Origin of the sequence: Klebsiella sp. Q11, assembly GCF_964241505.1 — a bacterium.
Taxonomy (GTDB): Bacteria; Pseudomonadota; Gammaproteobacteria; order Enterobacterales; family Enterobacteriaceae; genus Klebsiella; species Klebsiella michiganensis.
Genome location: NZ_CAXSXW010000006.1, coordinates 340,277 through 357,202 on the forward strand (window position 1 = coordinate 340,277; position 16,926 = coordinate 357,202).

The window sequence follows — 16,926 nt, forward strand, 5'->3', positions numbered from 1 at the left end:
AAGGCACCGGCTTTAACTGGCGTGAGGTTAGTCAAACCGCAGCTGCGGAATCACCTGTTTGGCCTGCGCCAGGAAATCGGTACGGTCGGAACCGCTGAGCCCTTCCGTACGCGGCAGTTTCGCCGTTAGCGGGTTGACCGCCTGCTGGTTGATCCACACTTCATAATGCAGATGCGGACCGGTAGAACGCCCGGTGTTGCCCGACAGCGCAATACGATCGCCGCGTTTCACCTTCTGCCCGGGTTTGACCAGCAGCTTACGCAGGTGCATATAGCGGGTGGTATAGGTACGACCATGGCGGACGGCGACGTAATAACCTGCCGCACCGCTACGTTTAGCCACTACCACTTCGCCATCCCCTACCGACAGCACCGGCGTACCCTGCGGCATCGCAAAATCGACGCCACGATGCGGCGCGACGCGGCCGGTCACCGGGTTCAGACGACGCGGGTTAAAGTTCGAAGAGACGCGGAACTGACGTGCGGTCGGGAAGCGCAGGAACCCCTTCGCCAGGCCGGTACCGTTGCGATCGTAGAATTTGCCATCCTCAGCGCGGATCGCGTAATAGTCTTTGCCATCCGAACGCAGGCGTACGCCAAGCAGCTGGCTTTGCTCGCGCTTACCGTCGAGCATTTCACGCGACATCAGTACGGAAAACTCATCGCCTTTTTTCAGCTTACGGAAGTCCATCTGCCACTGCATGGCTTTGATCACCGCGCTAATTTCGGTGCTGGTCAGGCCGGCATCGCGAGCGCTGGCGACAAAGCTGCCGCCCACGGTACCTTTCAGTACGTTATTGACCCAGTCGCCTTTTTGCAGCTCGCTGCTCATTTTGAAACCGTTTGCAACCCGATCGTAGGTGCGGGTTTCGCGGCGCGACATCTCCCAGGTCAGGCTTTGCAGGTCGCCGTCCGCCGTCAGGGTCCAGGAGAGCTGTTGACCAATTTTCAGATTACGCAGCTCTTTATCCGCCGAGGAGAGCCGGGCGATATCGCCCATATCAATACCGTACTGATTAAGAATGCTGCTGAGCGTATCGCCGGTCGACACCACATATTCATGGCCGCCGGAATCGCTGTCCGCTTTATCATCCAACTCATCCTGAGGGATAGCTTCTTCTTCCTGAGGCGCCTGATCGATGGGTTCCGAAGCCTCTGGCAGCAGCGAACGAATTTCGCTTTGTTCCAGCTCGATGGTTCTGGAGATGGGAGCCGTTTCGGGATGGTGGTAGATGTAGGGTCGCCAGACGGCGACCGCTAAGGTAAGAACGCTAAGCGACCCCAGCATAACGCGGTGAGGTCGTGGCAGATTGTTAAATGCCTGAGTGACAGCGCGGGCTATCTGTTGCACGTATTCACTTCCTCGTTATTCTCCTTTCAGGCAGCTGGAATACTGATTCGCCATCTGGCTCAGGAATTGCGGATAACTCTCTTTACCCAGCTTAATTCCGATTCCAAGTGGATCCAGGGTTCCCATGCGCACGGACGTTCCCCTGGCAACAGCTTCGATGACCGCTGGCCTGAACTGTGGCTCAGCAAAAACGCAAGTTGCTTTTTGCTCAACCAGCTGTGTTCTGATTTCGTGTAAACGCTGCGCACCAGGCTGGATTTCAGGGTTGACAGTAAAATGGCCCAGAGGGGTCAAACCGTAGTGTTTTTCAAAGTAGCCGTAGGCGTCATGAAAAACGAAATATCCCTTCCCTTTCAGCGGTGCCAGCTCGGTCCCAACCTGCTTGTCGGTTGCGGCTAATTTTGCCTCAAAATCCTTCAGGTTGGCGTCAAGTTTGGCTCGACTCTGCGGCATAAGTTCCAATAATTTATCGTGGATTGCAACCGCCGAAAGGCGCGCTATCTCTGGGGAAAGCCACAGATGCATGTTATAGATGCCGTGATGGTGATCGTCGTCACTATTTTCCCCGGCGCCATGGTCGTGACCGTGATGGTCGTCGTCGTCGTCGGTGCCTTTCATGAGTAACGGTTTCACGCCGTCAAGCTCGGCAATCGTCACCTTTTTGTTTGGCGCAATGCTTTGCGTTGACTTATCCATAAACGCCTCCATCTCTGGACCAATCCAGACCACTAAGTCTGCGTTCTGTAAGCGTTTTGCATCCGATGGCCGCAGCGAATAGTCATGCTCCGAGGCCCCGTCCGGCAGCAGTACCTGCGTCTGTGTCACCCCATCGGCGATAGCGGAAGCGATAAAGCCCAGTGGCTTAAGGGAAGTGACAACCGCGGCGCTGGCCAACGGCGCATGGGCGAACAAAAAAGCGGCGCTAAGTCCAGCGCAAAGAAGCGTATTTTTATGTAACATAATGCGTCTAATCATCGTATAGAATGAGAAAGATGTGATATTATAACATTCACTGGCTTGTGCAACCTCTAATTTGATATGACAAATCTTGTAACTCTGGAAAACGTCGCGGTCGTTTATGGCCAAAGGCGCGTGCTGTCTGACATTTCGCTAACGCTAAAGCCGGGCAAAATTTTAACCTTACTGGGGCCGAACGGCGCCGGTAAATCGACCCTCGTGAGAGTGGTTCTGGGGCTGGTAGCACCCTCGGAAGGGATTATCAAACGCGACGGGCATCTGCGGATCGGCTATGTGCCGCAAAAGCTGCACCTTGATGCTACCCTGCCGCTGACCGTCAGCCGCTTTATGCTTTTACGTCCGGGAACGCACAAACGCGACATTCTGCCAGCGCTTAAGCGCGTGCAGGCCGGGCATCTGATCGACGCCCCTATGCAGAAGCTTTCCGGCGGAGAGACCCAGCGGGTACTGCTGGCACGGGCGCTGCTCAATCAGCCGCAGCTGCTGGTGCTCGACGAGCCGACGCAGGGCGTTGACGTCAACGGTCAGGTGGCGCTTTACGATCTGATTAACCAGCTGCGCCAGGAGCTTGATTGCGCCGTACTGATGGTTTCTCATGACCTGCATCTGGTGATGGCCAAAACCGACGAAGTGCTGTGCCTGAATCAGCATATTTGCTGCTCCGGCGCGCCGGAAGTGGTCTCTATGCACCCGGAATTTATCTCGATGTTCGGCCAGCGCGGCGCGGAACAGCTAGGGATCTATCGCCATCATCATAACCACCGCCACGACCTGCAGGGGCGGATTGTACTACGTCGGGGAAATGACCGTTAATGATTGAACTACTGCTCCCCGGCTGGCTGGCCGGAATGATGCTCGCCTGTGCGGCGGGTCCGCTGGGATCGTTCGTCGTCTGGCGCCGGATGTCCTACTTCGGTGATACCCTGGCCCACGCCTCTCTGCTCGGCGTGGCTTTTGGTTTACTGCTCAACGTCAATCCGTTCTATGCGGTCATCGCGGTGACGCTGCTGCTGGCGGGCGGCCTGGTGTGGCTGGAGAAACGCCCCCACCTGGCGGTAGACACGCTACTCGGCATCATGGCGCACAGCGCGCTGTCGCTGGGCCTGGTGGTGGTCAGCCTGATGTCAAACGTGCGCGTCGATCTGATGGCCTATCTGTTCGGCGATCTGCTGGCGGTGACGCCGGAAGATTTGATCTCCATTGCGATTGGCGTGGTTATCGTGCTGGCGATCCTGCTCTGGCAATGGCGCAACCTGCTGTCGATGACTATTAGCCCGGATCTGGCGTTTGTTGATGGCGTTAAGCTTCAGCGGGTCAAGCTGCTATTGATGCTGGTGACCGCGCTGACCATCGGCGTGGCGATGAAGTTCGTCGGGGCGCTGATTATCACGTCGCTGCTGATTATTCCCGCCGCCACGGCCCGCCGCTTTGCCCGTACGCCGGAGCAAATGGCGGGAGTGGCGGTTGGCGTGGGAATGATTGCGGTGACCGGAGGATTGACCTTCTCGGCGTTCTACGACACGCCGGCGGGGCCTTCCGTGGTGCTGTGCGCCGCGCTGCTGTTTATTTTCAGCATGAGCAAGAAACCGGCCGCCTGACGCTTATGCGCCCGCGTCAGCCGCCATCAAAACTCGGCTGACGGCTATGGGCTCACGGCCGTCTGCGGACGTTGTAGCCCGGCTAAGGCCTTCACGCCGCAAGCCGGGACATCAAACCGCAATACCGCTTCAGCTATTTCCCCGGCTTGCGCTCCGCTTAGCCGGGCTACTGGCCCCTGAGGTCTGCCGTTTTATAGCCGGACAACGATTACGGCATTTCCGGCGGCGTAATACCGAAGTGGGTCCAGGCCCGTACCGTCGCCATTCGCCCGCGCGGCGTACGCTGTAAAAAGCCCTGCTGGATCAGATACGGCTCCAGCACATCTTCAATGGTTTCCCGCTCTTCACCGATGGCCGCCGCCAGGTTATCCAGGCCGACCGGCCCGCCAAAGAATTTATCGATGACCGCCAGCAGCAGCTTACGGTCCATATAATCAAAGCCTTCCGCATCCACGTTGAGCATATCCAGCGCCTGAGCGGCAATCTCCTCAGAGATACGCCCGTCGTAGCGAACCTCGGCAAAGTCACGCACCCTGCGCAGCAGGCGGTTGGCGATTCGCGGCGTACCGCGCGCGCGGCGCGCGACCTCCAGAGCCCCCTCTTCGCTCATCTCCAGTCCCATATAGCGGGCGCTGCGGCTGACAATATGCTGCAGGTCCGGGATCTGGTAGAACTCCAGGCGCTGAACGATGCCAAAACGGTCGCGTAGAGGTGATGTCAGCGAGCCGGCGCGAGTCGTCGCGCCAATCAGGGTAAACGGCGGCAGATCGATTTTTATCGAACGCGCCGCGGGCCCTTCGCCAATCATGATATCCAGCTGATAATCTTCCATTGCCGGATACAGGACTTCTTCGACCACCGGCGACAGGCGGTGGATCTCGTCGATAAACAGAACGTCGTGGGGCTCAAGATTGGTCAGCATCGCCGCCAGATCGCCCGCCTTCTCCAGCACCGGGCCGGAGGTGGTGCGCAGGTTAACGCCCATCTCGTTGGCGACGATGTTTGCCAGGGTGGTTTTCCCCAGCCCCGGCGGGCCAAAAATCAGCAGGTGATCGAGCGCGTCGCCGCGCAGCTTCGCCGCCTGGATAAAGATCTCCATTTGCGAACGGACGTGCGGCTGGCCCACGTACTCTTGCAGCAATTTAGGACGAATTGCGCGATCGGCCGCCTCTTCAAAACCGCTGCTGTCCGCCGATACCAGCCTGTCTGCTTCAATCATCCCTTACCTCACAACGCGGCGCGGAGCGCTTCGCGAATTAGCGTTTCACTGTTGGCATCCGGGCGTACGATTTTGCTGACCATCCGGCTGGCCTCCTGAGGTTTATAGCCCAGCGCCACCAGCGCGGCAACCGCTTCCTGTTCAGCGTCATCGTCAGACGGGCCGGCCGGCGACGTCAGGACCAGATCCGCTGCCGGCGTAAACAGATCGCCGTGCAGTCCTTTAAAGCGGTCTTTCATCTCGACAATCAGACGTTCCGCGGTTTTCTTGCCGATACCCGGCAGCTTCACCAGCGCCGCCAGCTCCTCGCGCTCAACGGCATTGACAAACTGCTGCGCCGACATGCCGGAAAGGATCGCCAGCGCCAGCTTCGGACCGACGCCGTTGGTTTTAATCAGCTCTTTAAACAGCGTGCGCTCCTGCTTGTTGTTAAAGCCATACAGCAGCTGTGCATCTTCACGGACGATAAAGTGGGTGAAAATGATCGCCTCTTTACCCACGTCCGGCAGCTCATAGAAGCAGGTCATCGGCAGATGAACCTCATAGCCTACGCCTCCCGTTTCAAGTAAAACCAGCGGGGGTTGTTTTTCGAGAATGATGCCTCTGAGTCTGCCTATCACATGGAGCTCCTGGATTAAGGGCCGAAAGTCTAATGCGGTATCATAAAAAAAGGCTGGATAGATATCCAGCCTGATTTCAGGTTATCGTAAGCGTCCGCGCGCCAGGTTCAGGCGGCTTTCGCCGATCTGAGCCGCGTTCTGGCTGACGTGGCAATGGGTGATGGCGATGGCTAAAGCATCCGCCGCATCCGCCTGCGGGTTAGCCGGCAGCTTAAGCAACGTGCGCACCATGTGCTGCACCTGGCTCTTTTCCGCGCTGCCGATGCCGACAACGGTCTGCTTTACCTGCCTGGCGGCGTACTCAAAGACCGGCAGGTCCTGATTCGTCGCCGCGACAATCGCCACGCCGCGCGCCTGGCCGAGCTTCAGCGCCGAGTCGGCGTTCTTTGCCATAAACACTTGTTCGATGGCGAAATAGTCCGGCTGGAACTGGGTGATAATTTCCGTCACGCCCGCATAGATAAGCTTCAGGCGAGACGGTAAATCATCCACTTTCGTGCGAATACAGCCGCTGCCCAGGTAGCTCAGCTGGCGTCCAACCTGGCGGATGACGCCATAACCAGTGACGCGCGACCCCGGGTCAATGCCGAGAATAATGGCCATCACGCGCCTCCGGTTAGTGGTTTAACGGTCGGCAACATTAGAGCGTTGCGGCGACCTCATCAGAGATCTCGCCGTTGTGATAAACTTCCTGCACGTCGTCGCAATCTTCCAGCATATCGATCAGACGCAGCAGTTTCGGCGCAGTTTCCGCGTCCATATCCGCTTTGGTTGACGGGATCATCGAGACTTCAGCGGCGTCCGCTTTCAGGCCGGCGGCTTCCAGCGCATCGCGTACCGCGCCCATCTCTTCCCAGGCGGTATAAACGTCAATCGCGCCATCGTCATAGGTCACAACGTCTTCCGCGCCCGCTTCCAGCGCCGCTTCCATGATCGCATCTTCGTCGCCTTTCTCGAAGGAGATAACGCCTTTTTTGCTGAACAGGTAGGAAACGGAACCGTCGGTCCCCAGGTTACCGCCGGTTTTGGTGAAGGCATGACGTACTTCCGCCACGGTACGGTTGCGGTTGTCGGACAGACATTCAACCATTACCGCCGTGCCGCCAGGACCGTAACCTTCATAGATGATGGTTTCCATGTTCGCATCATCATCGCCGCCGACGCCGCGCGCGATAGCGCGGTTCAGGGTGTCGCGGGTCATGTTGTTGCTCAGCGCTTTGTCGATTGCCGCGCGCAGACGCGGGTTAGAGCCCGCATCGCCGCCGCCCAGACGCGCGGCGGTGACCAGCTCGCGAATAATTTTCGTAAAGATCTTACCGCGCTTGGCATCCTGTGCCGCTTTGCGGTGCTTGGTGTTGGCCCATTTACTATGACCTGCCATAAAAAACTCTCCAAAAAAAAGCGCGCCCTTTCAGGCGGCGTTAATTACAAATTCTTCAATCGCCTGCCGGTTGCTCCAGGACTTGGTCAACGTAGCGGCTTCCGCCGCGTCAACCCAGCGATAGTCCAGATGTTCTGTAAAGACAATCTGGCGTTCATGGGGGAGCGCAAGACGGAACCAAAACTCCGTATTGCGCTCAACGCCCGGCGCATAGCGATGACGTAAATGAGAAAATATCTCGAATTCTACCGTACGCTGACAATCAACCAAAGCCAGCTGCTCGCAGGCAACATCGATGGCGACCTCTTCCATAACTTCACGCGCGGCAGCCTGCGGCGCGGTTTCTCCCTCTTCCAGGCTGCCGGTAACCGACTGCCAGAACGCGGGATCGTCGCGCCGCTGCAACATCAGCACCCGCTTCGTATCTTCGGCGTAAATCACCACCAGTACGGAAACGGGGAGCTTGAATGACATCTTACTTATTCTCCAGAGACTCTTTTGCCTCTTTCGCCACCACCTGAATACCGAGTTCGCTCAGCGATGCCGGGTTAGCGAAGCTTGGCGCTTCGGTCATCAGGCAAGCGGCTGCGGTCGTTTTCGGGAAGGCGATAACGTCACGGATATTATCGGTACCGGTCAGCAGCATGGTCAAACGGTCGAGGCCAAAAGCCAGGCCCGCGTGCGGCGGGGTACCGTATTTCAGCGCGTCCAGCAGGAAGCCAAACTTCTCGCGCTGCTCCTGCTCGTTAATGCCCAGGATGCCGAACACGGTCTGCTGCATCTCACCGCTGTGAATACGCACGGAACCGCCGCCCACTTCATAGCCGTTGATGACCATATCGTAGGCGTTGGCCACCGCGTCTTCCGGCGCGGCTTTCAGCTCGGCGGCGGACATGTCTTTCGGCGAGGTGAACGGATGGTGCATCGCGGTCAGGCCGCCTTCGCCGTCGTCTTCAAACATCGGGAAGTCGATAACCCACAGCGGCGCCCATTTGTCTTCGTCGGTCAGGTTCAGGTCTTTGCCCAGCTTCAGACGCAGTGCACCCAGCGCGTCGGCGACCACTTTTTTGTTATCCGCGCCGAAGAAGATCATATCGCCATCCTGCGCGCCGGTGCGCTCAAGGATCGCTTCAACGATGTCGGCGTTGAGGAATTTAGCCACCGGGCTGTTGATGCCTTCAAGGCCTTTCGCCCGCTCGGTTACTTTAATATAGGCCAGCCCTTTCGCGCCGTAGATCTGGACAAACTTACCGTATTCGTCGATTTGCTTACGGGTCAGCGCAGCGCCGCCCGGTACGCGCAGCGCGGCAACGCGCCCTTTGGCGTCGTTAGCCGGGCCGGCGAAGACGGCGAATTCCACCGCTTTCACCAGATCGGCGACGTCCACCAGCTCCATCGGGTTACGCAGGTCTGGTTTGTCAGAACCGTAGCGGCGCTCGGCTTCGGCGAAGGTCATGATCGGGAAATCGCCCAGATCCACGCCCTTCACTTCCTGCCACAGGTTACGCACCAGCGCTTCCATGACTTCGCGCACCTGCCCGGCGGTCATGAAGGAGGTTTCCACATCGATCTGGGTAAATTCCGGCTGACGGTCGGCACGCAGGTCTTCGTCGCGGAAGCATTTAACGATCTGATAGTAGCGGTCAAAACCGGACATCATCAGCAGCTGCTTGAACAGCTGTGGAGACTGCGGCAGCGCGTAGAATTTCCCTTTATGCACGCGGGATGGGACCAGGTAGTCGCGCGCGCCTTCCGGCGTGGCTTTGGTCAGCATCGGCGTTTCGATGTCGAGGAAACCGTGGTCATCCATAAAGCGGCGCACCAGGCTGGTGATTTTCGCACGGGTCTTCAGGCGCTGCGCCATTTCCGGACGACGCAGATCCAGGTAGCGATATTTCAGACGCGCTTCTTCGGTATTGACGTGGTTGGAGTCCAGCGGCAGCGCTTCAGCGCGGTTGATAATCGTCAGATCCGATGCCAGCACTTCGATGGCGCCGGTGGCCATATCGCTATTGATGTTTTTTTCGTCACGCGCGCGCACGGTACCGGTGACCTGGATGCAGAACTCATTACGCAGTTCAGAGGCCAGCTTTAATGCGTCGGCACGATCCGGATCGAAAAACACCTGTACGATGCCTTCGCGGTCACGCATATCGATAAAGATAAGGCTACCGAGATCACGACGACGGTTGACCCAACCACACAGAGTCACTTGCTGCCCTACGTGGGACAGACGAAGCTGCCCGCAATATTCTGTACGCATGAGATATCCCTTAACTTAGCCGCAGGCGGATTGTTGCCTGTCTTGCAGGCGACGAGGTCGCAGCTTTAGCTGATGTCACAACTGAATGAAAAAAGGCGGCTATTATACTGGAAATTATGGCGCACGATAAGCCCGGCGCAGCGCGCAGCGTTGCTTTGCTGCGCGCTTATTGCTTGTACTCACAAAAATTAACAAAATTTGTTACCCTCGGGCGAGATCGGCAACGGTATTGTAGCGACCTGACAACAGAAGAAGATACGGGGATATCATGTTAGAACTCAATGCAAAAAAAACCGCGCTGGTGGTTATAGACCTGCAGGAAGGCATTTTACCGTTTGCCGGCGGCCCGCATCGGGCTGACGACGTGGTTGAGCGCGCCGCGAGTCTGGCCAAAAAGTGCCGCCAGCAGGGTTCCCCGGTGGTCATGGTTCGCGTTGGCTGGTCGGCGGATTTCGCCGAAGCGCTGAAGCAGCCTGTCGATGCCCAGGCAGGAGCCCATACGCTACCGGAAAACTGGTGGACCTATCCCCTGGCGCTGGAAAAACAGGAGAGCGACATCGAAGTCACCAAACGCCAGTGGGGAGCCTTTTACGGCACCGACCTGGAGCTGCAGCTTCGCCGTCGCGGTATCGATACGATTATCCTGTGCGGTATCTCAACCAATATTGGCGTCGAATCGACGGCGCGCAACGCCTGGGAGCTGGGCTTCAATCTGATTCTCGTTGAAGACGCCTGCAGCGCAGCAACGGCTGAACAGCATCAGGGCAGCATGACGCACATCTTCCCGCGTATTGCCCGCGTGCGCAGTACCGAGGAGGTACTTGCCGCGTTATGATCTATATTGGGCTTCCCCAATGGGCGCACCCGAAGTGGGTGCGCCTGGGTATCACCAGCCTTGAAGAGTATGCCCGCCATTTTAACTGCGTGGAGGGCAACACGACCCTGTACGCTTTACCAAAAGCTGAGATTGTCAGCCGCTGGTATGAACAAACCCACGATGATTTTCGCTTCTGCTTCAAGTTTCCGGCCACCATTTCGCACCAGGCATCGCTGCGCAACTGCGACGACTTAAGCCACGAGTTTTTCACCCGCCTGGCGCCGCTGTCATCGCGCATTGGTCAATACTGGCTGCAGCTGCCGGCCACGTTCGGCCCTCGGGATCTTCCCGCGCTCTGGCAGTTCCTCGACAGCCTGCCGCGCGAATTCAGCTACGGCGTTGAGGTAAGGCATCCGGAGTTTTTCGCCAAAGAGGAAGCGGAACAGCAGCTCAATCGCGGGCTGCATCAGCGAAACGTCAACCGCGTCATCCTGGATAGCCGTCCGGTTCATAGCGCCGTCGCCCGCAGCCCGGCGATGCTCGACGCGCAAAGAAAGAAGCCAAAAGTCCCCGTCCATGCGCTGGTGACGGCCCACCATCCGATGGTGCGTTTTATCGGCAGCGATGACATGGCGCAAAATCGTGAACTGTTTAGCGTGTGGTTACGCACGCTGCCAAAATGGGCGCAGACAACCACGCCGTACCTGTTCCTCCATACCCCGGATATCGCCCAGGCGCCGGAACTGGTCGACACCCTGTGGAGCGATCTGCGCGCCGCCCTACCGGAAATAGGGGCGGCACCTTCAATTCCGCAGCAAACCTCTCTTTTCTGATATCCTGCTATCCTCAATTGAGCCACCGGAAGCGATGAAAGGGAGTTTTGAGTATGGTCAGCGCGCTGTATGCGGTTTTAGGTGCGTTATTGCTTATTAAGTTTTCCTGGGACGTTGTACGACTGAGGACGCAATATCGCGTTGGCTACGGCGACGGCGGTTTTAGCGAACTGCAGGTTGCTATACGCGTACACGGGAACGCGGTGGAATATGTTCCCATTGGCCTGATTCTGCTGCTGTTTATGGAAATGAACGGCGCGCAGACCTGGATGGTCCACGTCTGCGGTATTTTACTGATCGCCGGGCGCCTGATGCACTCCTATGGCTTTCATCATCGTCTCTACCGCTGGCGTCGTTCCGGCATGAGCGCGACGTGGTGTTCGTTGTTGCTGATGGTGCTGGCGAACTTCTGGTATATGCCCTGGGAGTTGGTTTTCTCCGTCCGTTAGCGCACAATACGCCGTTTTCGATTTTTCGGGTTTAACGTTATGTCTCACCGCGATACGCTTTTTTCCGCGCCGATTGCCAGCCTCGGCGACTGGACCTTTGATGAACGGGTTGCTGAAGTCTTCCCGGATATGATCCAGCGCTCTGTTCCCGGCTATTCCAATATCATTTCCATGATCGGCATGCTGGCGGAACGTTTCGTTCAGCCGGATACCCAGGTTTACGATCTCGGCTGCTCGCTTGGCGCAGCCACGCTGTCCGTGCGCCGCAATATTGCGCATGCCGGCTGCAAAATCATCGCCGTTGATAATTCGCCGGCCATGGTCGAACGCTGCCGTCGACATATTGACGCCTATAAGGCGCCGACGCCGGTCGAAGTGATTGAAGGCGATATTCGCCACGTCACGATAGAAAACGCATCGATGGTGGTGCTGAACTTCACCATCCAGTTTCTCGAACCGGGCGAACGCCAGGCCATTCTTGATAAGGTCTATCAGGGGCTCAATCCGGGCGGCGCGCTGGTGCTGTCGGAAAAATTCAGCTTCGAAGATGACAACGTCGGCGAACTGCTGTTCAACATGCATCATGATTTCAAACGCGCCAACGGCTATAGCGAGCTGGAAATCAGCCAAAAGCGCAGCATGCTGGAAAACGTGATGCTCACCGATTCCGTGGAAACCCACAAAGCGCGCCTGCGCAAGGCCGGTTTCGAACATGCCGAACTGTGGTTCCAGTGCTTTAACTTCGGATCGTTAATCGCCGTAAAATCCGGGGACCAGGCATGATTGATTTCAGCAACTTTTATCAGTTGATTGCCAAAAGCCCGCTGTCGCACTGGCTGGAGACGCTGCCCGCCCAGGTGGCGGCCTGGCAGCGTGACGCGCTGCACGGGAAATACCGGGAATGGGAGCGGGCCGTCGAGTTTCTGCCCGAGTTTTCGCCCTACCGACTGGATCTGCTGCACAGCGTCACCGCGGAGAGCGAAACGCCGCTGGGCGACGGTCAGCGTCTGCGGATTGAAAACCTGCTGAAGAATCTGATGCCGTGGCGTAAAGGGCCCTGGTCGCTTTACGGCGTGAATATCGACACCGAATGGCGTTCCGACTGGAAGTGGGAACGCGTACTGCCGCACCTTTCCGACCTCACCGGACGTACCATCCTTGATGTCGGCTGCGGCAGCGGATACCACATGTGGCGGATGATTGGCGCCGGGGCTCGTCTGGCGGTAGGCATCGATCCCACCCAGCTGTTCCTTTGCCAGTTTGAAGCGGTGCGAAAACTGTTGGGCAACGATCAGCGCGCGCATCTGCTGCCGCTGGGCATTGAGCAGCTTCCGGCGCTGAACGCCTTTGATACCGTCTTTTCGATGGGCGTGCTGTACCACCGCCGCTCCCCGCTCGATCACCTGTGGCAGCTCAAAGATCAGCTGGTTCCCGGCGGCGAACTGGTGCTGGAGACGCTGGTCGTCGAGGGCGATGAAAATACCGTGCTGGTGCCGGGCGATCGCTATGCGCAGATGCGCAACGTCTACTTTATCCCTTCTGCCGCCGCGCTAAAGCAGTGGCTGGAGAAATGCGGGTTTATCGATGTACGCATCGTCGACGCCTGCGTGACGTCCACCGAAGAGCAGCGCCGCACCGAGTGGATGACCACCGAGTCGCTGGCCGACTTCCTCGATCCGCAGGACAGCAGCAAAACCCGCGAAGGCTACCCTGCCCCGCTGCGCGCGGTGCTTATTGCCACCAAACCGGAAACAGAACAGTCCCTGGCGGCGAAAAAGCGGGCCGACAAGCAGCCTGGTTAACGCGTTTTCAGGATAAAAAAAGGCCCCTGTTTAATGGGCAGGGGCCTGGTACGGGCAATCATCATATTGGGCGACATGATGTGCAGCAAAAAACGGTTTATCCCCGTCATACTTCAAGTTGCATGTGCGTTGGCTTTCCTCGCTCACCCCAGTCACTTACTTGAGTAAGTTCCTGTGGATCCCCTGCGTCGCCGCCTTCTCGCAACTCGAATTATTTAGGGTTTTAATCTCTCTGTGCGGAAATAATCTTCTTCATTTCCGCTACCGCTTCGCCATTGACGGCGTAGCGTAAGTATTCATCTGCTTCGGCATCCGTAGACATCGACAGTCCTGGATTGCGAAAGCGCATCGGGGACGGTAACCACTGGCCTGCCGAGGTATGCACCTCTTTTACCCCTGCCTGCAAAAATAGCGGCAGGTTGGCGGCGCGGACGCCTGCACCGGCCATAATAATAGGAGTATCGCTTTGGGAAATAAGTTCCCTGATTAATGAAATTCCTTTTTCGGCTGAAGACTGCTGGCCCGAAGTCAGGATACGCTGAACGCCGAGTTCAGCCAGCTCAGCGCTGGCCTGGCGCGGGTCGGCGCACATATCAAAGGCCCGATGAAAGGTGACGGCCTGGGTTCCCACCGCCGCCATTATTTTTTTCATTCGCGCCCTATCCACCCGACCGTCGGCGTCCAGAACGCCGATCACCATGCCGGGAAAACCGAGATCCTTCACCGCGGCCACATCATCAAGCATCGCGGCAAATTCGCCGGCGGTATAGCAAAAATCACCGCCGCGCGGGCGAATAATTGGATGAACGGGAATGGTCACCGCTTCACGCACCGATTTCAGTACCCCCAGCGAAGGCGTCAGCCCTCCCTCCTGCGGCGCGGCGCATAGCTCGATGCGATCGGCGCCCCGGCGCTGGGCCTCCAGCGCGCACTCCATGCTGTAACAACAGACTTCCAGTAAGGTCATTCTTCTCTCCGTCGATAGGGCAGGCACTACAGAATGTCACGATTTCTTCCGGCAGACGCCGCGTCGCTTCACACTGTTATCGTTCAGCGTGTTCGCTGGCGACAATTTGCTCAATCGACCACGGGTGAAATTTGATCGTCACTTTGCCATCCGTTACCGCCAGGGTCGGATTCGGTAAACGCTCACGCTCTCCTTTCGGCGCGCTGGTCTTCACAAAAATGCCCGGCTGGCCCAGCCCTTCATCGGAAAGCAGCGCCAGCGCGCGGGTATTGAGCGTTTCAGGATCGCCCGGCAGAACGATTTCAATATGCTCCCAGCCTTCATGCGGATAGCGCTTTTCGCCCGGCCACGGCAGTTCAACGATGCTAAAACGCCAGTGCGCCACGACCACCGGCTCATCCAGCCTGAACAGGCAGATGGGTCGACCGTTAATGACATTTTCCGACAGCAGAGTAGCGCATTGTTCAAAGCCGCGACGCCAGCGCTCCGCCGTAGCGTTCTGGTGACAGCGCAGGGAAATATGGTCGGCGTCATGGGGCGTAATATCGAGACCGAGCCGGTGAGCAAGCGCGTTCAGCGCCTCGGTAAAGCGCGGCAGGTCCGCGGAAATATCGTTCAGTTCATCTATCTGCTGCCAGTTCGCCATCGTAAGCCTCGGTACTCGCTAAAAAGCGCTAATCTATCGCGTTTTCCGCGACCGACCAACCGGCAATCGCCGGCAGCGTCCCGCGAACGGTTATTCGTTGAGCGCGAGGCTCAGCAACCTCCGCGCGGTGCTGACGCGTGGGTGCAAATGCAGTATACTCCTGCCCTAATTTGTCCACATTCCCGCGCCGCCCCATCAGGGTGACGGCGTGTTAACGTAAGGTGTTTCGGTGAATATTCAGGCTCTTCTCTCAGAAAAAGTCAGTCAGGCCCTGATCGCGGCAGGCGCGTCTGCCGATTGCGAACCTCAGGTCCGCCAGTCAGCAAAAGTCCAGTTCGGCGACTATCAGGCCAACGGCGTGATGGCCGTTGCCAAAAAACTGGGCATGGCGCCGCGACAACTTGCAGAGCAGGTACTGTCTCATCTCGATCTGAGCGGGATTGCCAATAAGGTAGAGATCGCCGGCCCTGGCTTTATTAATATTTTCCTCGATCCGGCCTTCCTCGCGGAAAACGTCAGCAGCGCGCTGAAATCGGAACGTCTGGGCGTGGCTCAGCCGCAGGCGCAGACGGTGGTCGTCGATTACTCCGCGCCGAACGTGGCGAAAGAGATGCACGTAGGCCATCTGCGCTCCACCATTATTGGCGACGCCGCGGTGCGTACGCTGGAGTTTCTCGGCCATAAAGTGATCCGCGCTAACCACGTTGGCGACTGGGGCACCCAGTTCGGCATGCTCATCGCGTACCTGGAAAAACAGCAGCAGGAAAACGCCGGTGAAATGGCGCTGGCCGACCTCGAAGGTTTCTATCGCGAAGCGAAAAAACACTACGATGAAGACGAAGCCTTCGCCGAGCGCGCGCGCAGCTATGTCGTTAAGCTGCAGGGCGGCGACGAGTACTTCCGCGAAATGTGGCGCAAGCTGGTCGACATCACCATGTCGCAAAACCAGTTAACCTATAACCGCCTCAACGTTACCCTGACCCGCGACGACGTGATGGGTGAAAGCCTCTATAACCCGATGCTGCCGGGTATCGTTGCCGATCTGAAAGCCAAAGGTCTGGCGGTAGAAAGCGAAGGCGCGACCGTAGTGTTCCTTGATGAGTACAAAAACAAGGAAGGCGAACCGATGGGCGTTATCATCCAGAAGAAGGATGGCGGCTATCTCTACACCACCACCGATATCGCCTGCGCAAAATACCGCTACGAAAATTTGCATGCTGACCGCGTGCTTTACTACATCGACTCTCGCCAGCACCAGCACCTGATGCAGGCGTGGACCATCGTGCGTAAAGCCGGCTACGTGCCGGATTCCGTCCCGCTGGAGCACCACATGTTCGGCATGATGCTCGGCAAAGATGGCAAACCGTTTAAAACCCGCGCCGGCGGTACCGTGAAGCTCGCCGACCTGCTGGACGAAGCGCTGGAGCGCGCACGCCGTCTGGTGGCGGAGAAAAACCCGGAGATGCCCGCCGATGAGCTGGAAAAACTGGCGAACGCGGTCGGGATCGGCGCGGTGAAATATGCCGACTTGTCTAAAAACCGCACCACCGACTACATCTTTGACTGGGACAACATGCTGGCCTTTGAGGGCAATACCGCGCCTTATATGCAGTATGCCTATACCCGCGTGCTCTCCGTGTTCCGCAAAGCGGATATCGATGAAAGCGCGCTGGCGGCGGCGCCGGTGGTCATCACCGAAGAGCGCGAAGCCCAGCTGGCGGCCCGTCTGCTGCAGTTTGAAGAAACCCTGACGGTCGTCGCGCGTGAAGGCACGCCGCACGTGATGTGTTCTTACCTGTACGATCTGGCGGGTCTGTTCTCCGGCTTCTACGAGCACTGCCCGATCCTGAGCGCCGAAAGCGAAGAGACGCGCAACAGCCGCCTGAAGCTGGCGCTGCTGACGGCGAAAACGCTGAAGCTGGGTCTGGATACCCTGGGTATCGAAACCGTAGAACGGATGTAAAACCAAACCCGGCGAAAGCCGGGTTTGGTTTATAACGCCT

18 protein-coding genes are annotated in these 16,926 nt (G+C 57.8%); 8 read left to right on the forward strand and 10 right to left on the reverse strand.

Going from position 1 to position 16,926, the window contains the following annotated elements; genetic code table 11:
• Positions 1-27: 27 nt before the first annotated feature.
• Both mepM and znuA read right to left on the reverse strand, forming a co-directional pair.
• On the reverse strand, positions 28-1,350 hold the full coding sequence (gene mepM, locus ACESQ2_RS12425; RefSeq protein WP_004113780.1) for a murein DD-endopeptidase MepM: 1,323 nt from the start codon (positions 1,348-1,350) through the stop codon (positions 28-30).
• Between the two features lie 15 nt (positions 1,351-1,365).
• Positions 1,366-2,310 (reverse strand): zinc ABC transporter substrate-binding protein ZnuA, encoded by a 945-nt coding sequence (gene znuA, locus ACESQ2_RS12430; RefSeq protein ID WP_004852123.1) that lies wholly within the window; start codon positions 2,308-2,310, stop codon positions 1,366-1,368.
• A gap of 78 nt (positions 2,311-2,388) precedes the next feature.
• On the opposite strand from znuA, the gene znuC reads away from it, so the two are divergent.
• Together znuC and znuB are read left to right on the forward strand one after the other, a co-directional pair.
• On the forward strand, positions 2,389-3,141 hold the full coding sequence (gene znuC, locus ACESQ2_RS12435; RefSeq protein WP_014229853.1) for a zinc ABC transporter ATP-binding protein ZnuC: 753 nt from the start codon (positions 2,389-2,391) through the stop codon (positions 3,139-3,141).
• Positions 3,141-3,926, forward strand: coding sequence for a zinc ABC transporter permease subunit ZnuB (znuB, locus tag ACESQ2_RS12440; RefSeq protein ID WP_014229854.1), 786 nt, complete (start codon positions 3,141-3,143; stop codon positions 3,924-3,926). Before znuC ends, znuB begins: the two co-directional genes overlap by 1 nt.
• 208 nt (positions 3,927-4,134) lie before the next feature.
• On the opposite strand, the gene ruvB is transcribed toward znuB, so the two are convergent.
• From ruvB to aspS, 6 genes are all read right to left on the reverse strand, one after another.
• Positions 4,135-5,145, reverse strand: coding sequence for a Holliday junction branch migration DNA helicase RuvB (gene ruvB / locus ACESQ2_RS12445; protein ID WP_004852130.1), 1,011 nt, complete (start codon positions 5,143-5,145; stop codon positions 4,135-4,137).
• 8 nt (positions 5,146-5,153) lie between these two features.
• Positions 5,154-5,765 carry a Holliday junction branch migration protein RuvA gene (gene ruvA / locus ACESQ2_RS12450; RefSeq protein WP_004103390.1) on the reverse strand — a complete coding sequence of 204 codons (612 nt, stop codon included), beginning with the start codon at positions 5,763-5,765 and terminating at the stop codon, positions 5,154-5,156.
• Positions 5,766-5,846: 81 nt separating this feature from the next.
• Entirely contained in the window at positions 5,847-6,368 is a 522-nt protein-coding gene (gene ruvC / locus ACESQ2_RS12455; protein ID WP_014229855.1) for a crossover junction endodeoxyribonuclease RuvC, read from the reverse strand.
• Positions 6,369-6,405: 37 nt separating this feature from the next.
• The gene (locus ACESQ2_RS12460; RefSeq protein WP_004122063.1) at positions 6,406-7,146 is read right to left on the reverse strand and encodes a YebC/PmpR family DNA-binding transcriptional regulator; all 741 of its coding nucleotides are present in this window, start codon (positions 7,144-7,146) and stop codon (positions 6,406-6,408) included.
• Positions 7,147-7,176: 30 nt separating this feature from the next.
• Complete coding sequence (nudB, locus tag ACESQ2_RS12465; RefSeq protein ID WP_004852138.1) at positions 7,177-7,620, reverse strand: dihydroneopterin triphosphate diphosphatase; 444 nt, start codon at positions 7,618-7,620, stop codon at positions 7,177-7,179.
• A gap of 1 nt (position 7,621) precedes the next feature.
• Positions 7,622-9,409 (reverse strand): aspartate--tRNA ligase, encoded by a 1,788-nt coding sequence (aspS, locus tag ACESQ2_RS12470; RefSeq protein ID WP_004852140.1) that lies wholly within the window; start codon positions 9,407-9,409, stop codon positions 7,622-7,624.
• A gap of 268 nt (positions 9,410-9,677) precedes the next feature.
• On the opposite strand from aspS, the gene ACESQ2_RS12475 reads away from it, so the two are divergent.
• From ACESQ2_RS12475 to cmoB, 5 genes are read left to right on the forward strand one after another with little or no spacing between them, the layout of a single operon-like run.
• Positions 9,678-10,244, forward strand: coding sequence for a hydrolase (locus ACESQ2_RS12475; protein ID WP_009652068.1), 567 nt, complete (start codon positions 9,678-9,680; stop codon positions 10,242-10,244).
• Complete coding sequence (locus tag ACESQ2_RS12480) at positions 10,241-11,059, forward strand: DUF72 domain-containing protein (RefSeq protein WP_014229856.1); 819 nt, start codon at positions 10,241-10,243, stop codon at positions 11,057-11,059. The genes ACESQ2_RS12475 and ACESQ2_RS12480 overlap by 4 nt, the downstream gene beginning before the upstream one ends.
• 53 nt (positions 11,060-11,112) lie before the next feature.
• Positions 11,113-11,508 (forward strand): MAPEG family protein, encoded by a 396-nt coding sequence (locus tag ACESQ2_RS12485; RefSeq protein ID WP_004122068.1) that lies wholly within the window; start codon positions 11,113-11,115, stop codon positions 11,506-11,508.
• Positions 11,509-11,547: 39 nt separating this feature from the next.
• Positions 11,548-12,291: a carboxy-S-adenosyl-L-methionine synthase CmoA gene (gene cmoA, locus ACESQ2_RS12490; protein ID WP_009652021.1), complete on the forward strand. Its 744-nt coding sequence runs from the start codon at positions 11,548-11,550 to the stop codon at positions 12,289-12,291.
• Entirely contained in the window at positions 12,288-13,310 is a 1,023-nt protein-coding gene (cmoB, locus tag ACESQ2_RS12495; protein ID WP_004852151.1) for a tRNA 5-methoxyuridine(34)/uridine 5-oxyacetic acid(34) synthase CmoB, read from the forward strand. Before cmoA ends, cmoB begins: the two co-directional genes overlap by 4 nt.
• A gap of 223 nt (positions 13,311-13,533) precedes the next feature.
• On the opposite strand, the gene cutC is transcribed toward cmoB, so the two are convergent.
• Complete coding sequence (gene cutC, locus ACESQ2_RS12500) at positions 13,534-14,277, reverse strand: copper homeostasis protein CutC (protein ID WP_373170576.1); 744 nt, start codon at positions 14,275-14,277, stop codon at positions 13,534-13,536.
• Between the two features lie 76 nt (positions 14,278-14,353).
• Entirely contained in the window at positions 14,354-14,923 is a 570-nt protein-coding gene (locus tag ACESQ2_RS12505) for a VOC family protein (RefSeq protein ID WP_014838837.1), read from the reverse strand.
• A gap of 229 nt (positions 14,924-15,152) precedes the next feature.
• Here ACESQ2_RS12505 and argS point away from each other — a divergent pair, with 229 nt between their 5' ends.
• On the forward strand, positions 15,153-16,886 hold the full coding sequence (gene argS, locus ACESQ2_RS12510; protein WP_025106115.1) for an arginine--tRNA ligase: 1,734 nt from the start codon (positions 15,153-15,155) through the stop codon (positions 16,884-16,886).
• Positions 16,887-16,926: the final 40 nt, after the last annotated feature.

Coding starts and splice junctions, on each gene's coding strand:
- znuA (WP_004852123.1), bottom strand. CDS start 2,310: ATGTTACATAAAAATACGCTTCTTTGCGCTGGACTTAGCGCCGCTTTT.
- znuC (WP_014229853.1), top strand. CDS start 2,389: ATGACAAATCTTGTAACTCTGGAAAACGTCGCGGTCGTTTATGGCCAA.
- znuB (WP_014229854.1), top strand. CDS start 3,141: ATGATTGAACTACTGCTCCCCGGCTGGCTGGCCGGAATGATGCTCGCC.
- ruvB (WP_004852130.1), bottom strand. CDS start 5,145: ATGATTGAAGCAGACAGGCTGGTATCGGCGGACAGCAGCGGTTTTGAA.
- ruvC (WP_014229855.1), bottom strand. CDS start 6,368: ATGGCCATTATTCTCGGCATTGACCCGGGGTCGCGCGTCACTGGTTAT.
- ACESQ2_RS12460 (WP_004122063.1), bottom strand. CDS start 7,146: ATGGCAGGTCATAGTAAATGGGCCAACACCAAGCACCGCAAAGCGGCA.
- nudB (WP_004852138.1), bottom strand. CDS start 7,620: ATGTCATTCAAGCTCCCCGTTTCCGTACTGGTGGTGATTTACGCCGAA.
- aspS (WP_004852140.1), bottom strand. CDS start 9,409: ATGCGTACAGAATATTGCGGGCAGCTTCGTCTGTCCCACGTAGGGCAG.
- ACESQ2_RS12475 (WP_009652068.1), top strand. CDS start 9,678: ATGTTAGAACTCAATGCAAAAAAAACCGCGCTGGTGGTTATAGACCTG.
- ACESQ2_RS12480 (WP_014229856.1), top strand. CDS start 10,241: ATGATCTATATTGGGCTTCCCCAATGGGCGCACCCGAAGTGGGTGCGC.
- ACESQ2_RS12485 (WP_004122068.1), top strand. CDS start 11,113: ATGGTCAGCGCGCTGTATGCGGTTTTAGGTGCGTTATTGCTTATTAAG.
- cmoA (WP_009652021.1), top strand. CDS start 11,548: ATGTCTCACCGCGATACGCTTTTTTCCGCGCCGATTGCCAGCCTCGGC.
- cmoB (WP_004852151.1), top strand. CDS start 12,288: ATGATTGATTTCAGCAACTTTTATCAGTTGATTGCCAAAAGCCCGCTG.
- cutC (WP_373170576.1), bottom strand. CDS start 14,277: ATGACCTTACTGGAAGTCTGTTGTTACAGCATGGAGTGCGCGCTGGAG.
- ACESQ2_RS12505 (WP_014838837.1), bottom strand. CDS start 14,923: ATGGCGAACTGGCAGCAGATAGATGAACTGAACGATATTTCCGCGGAC.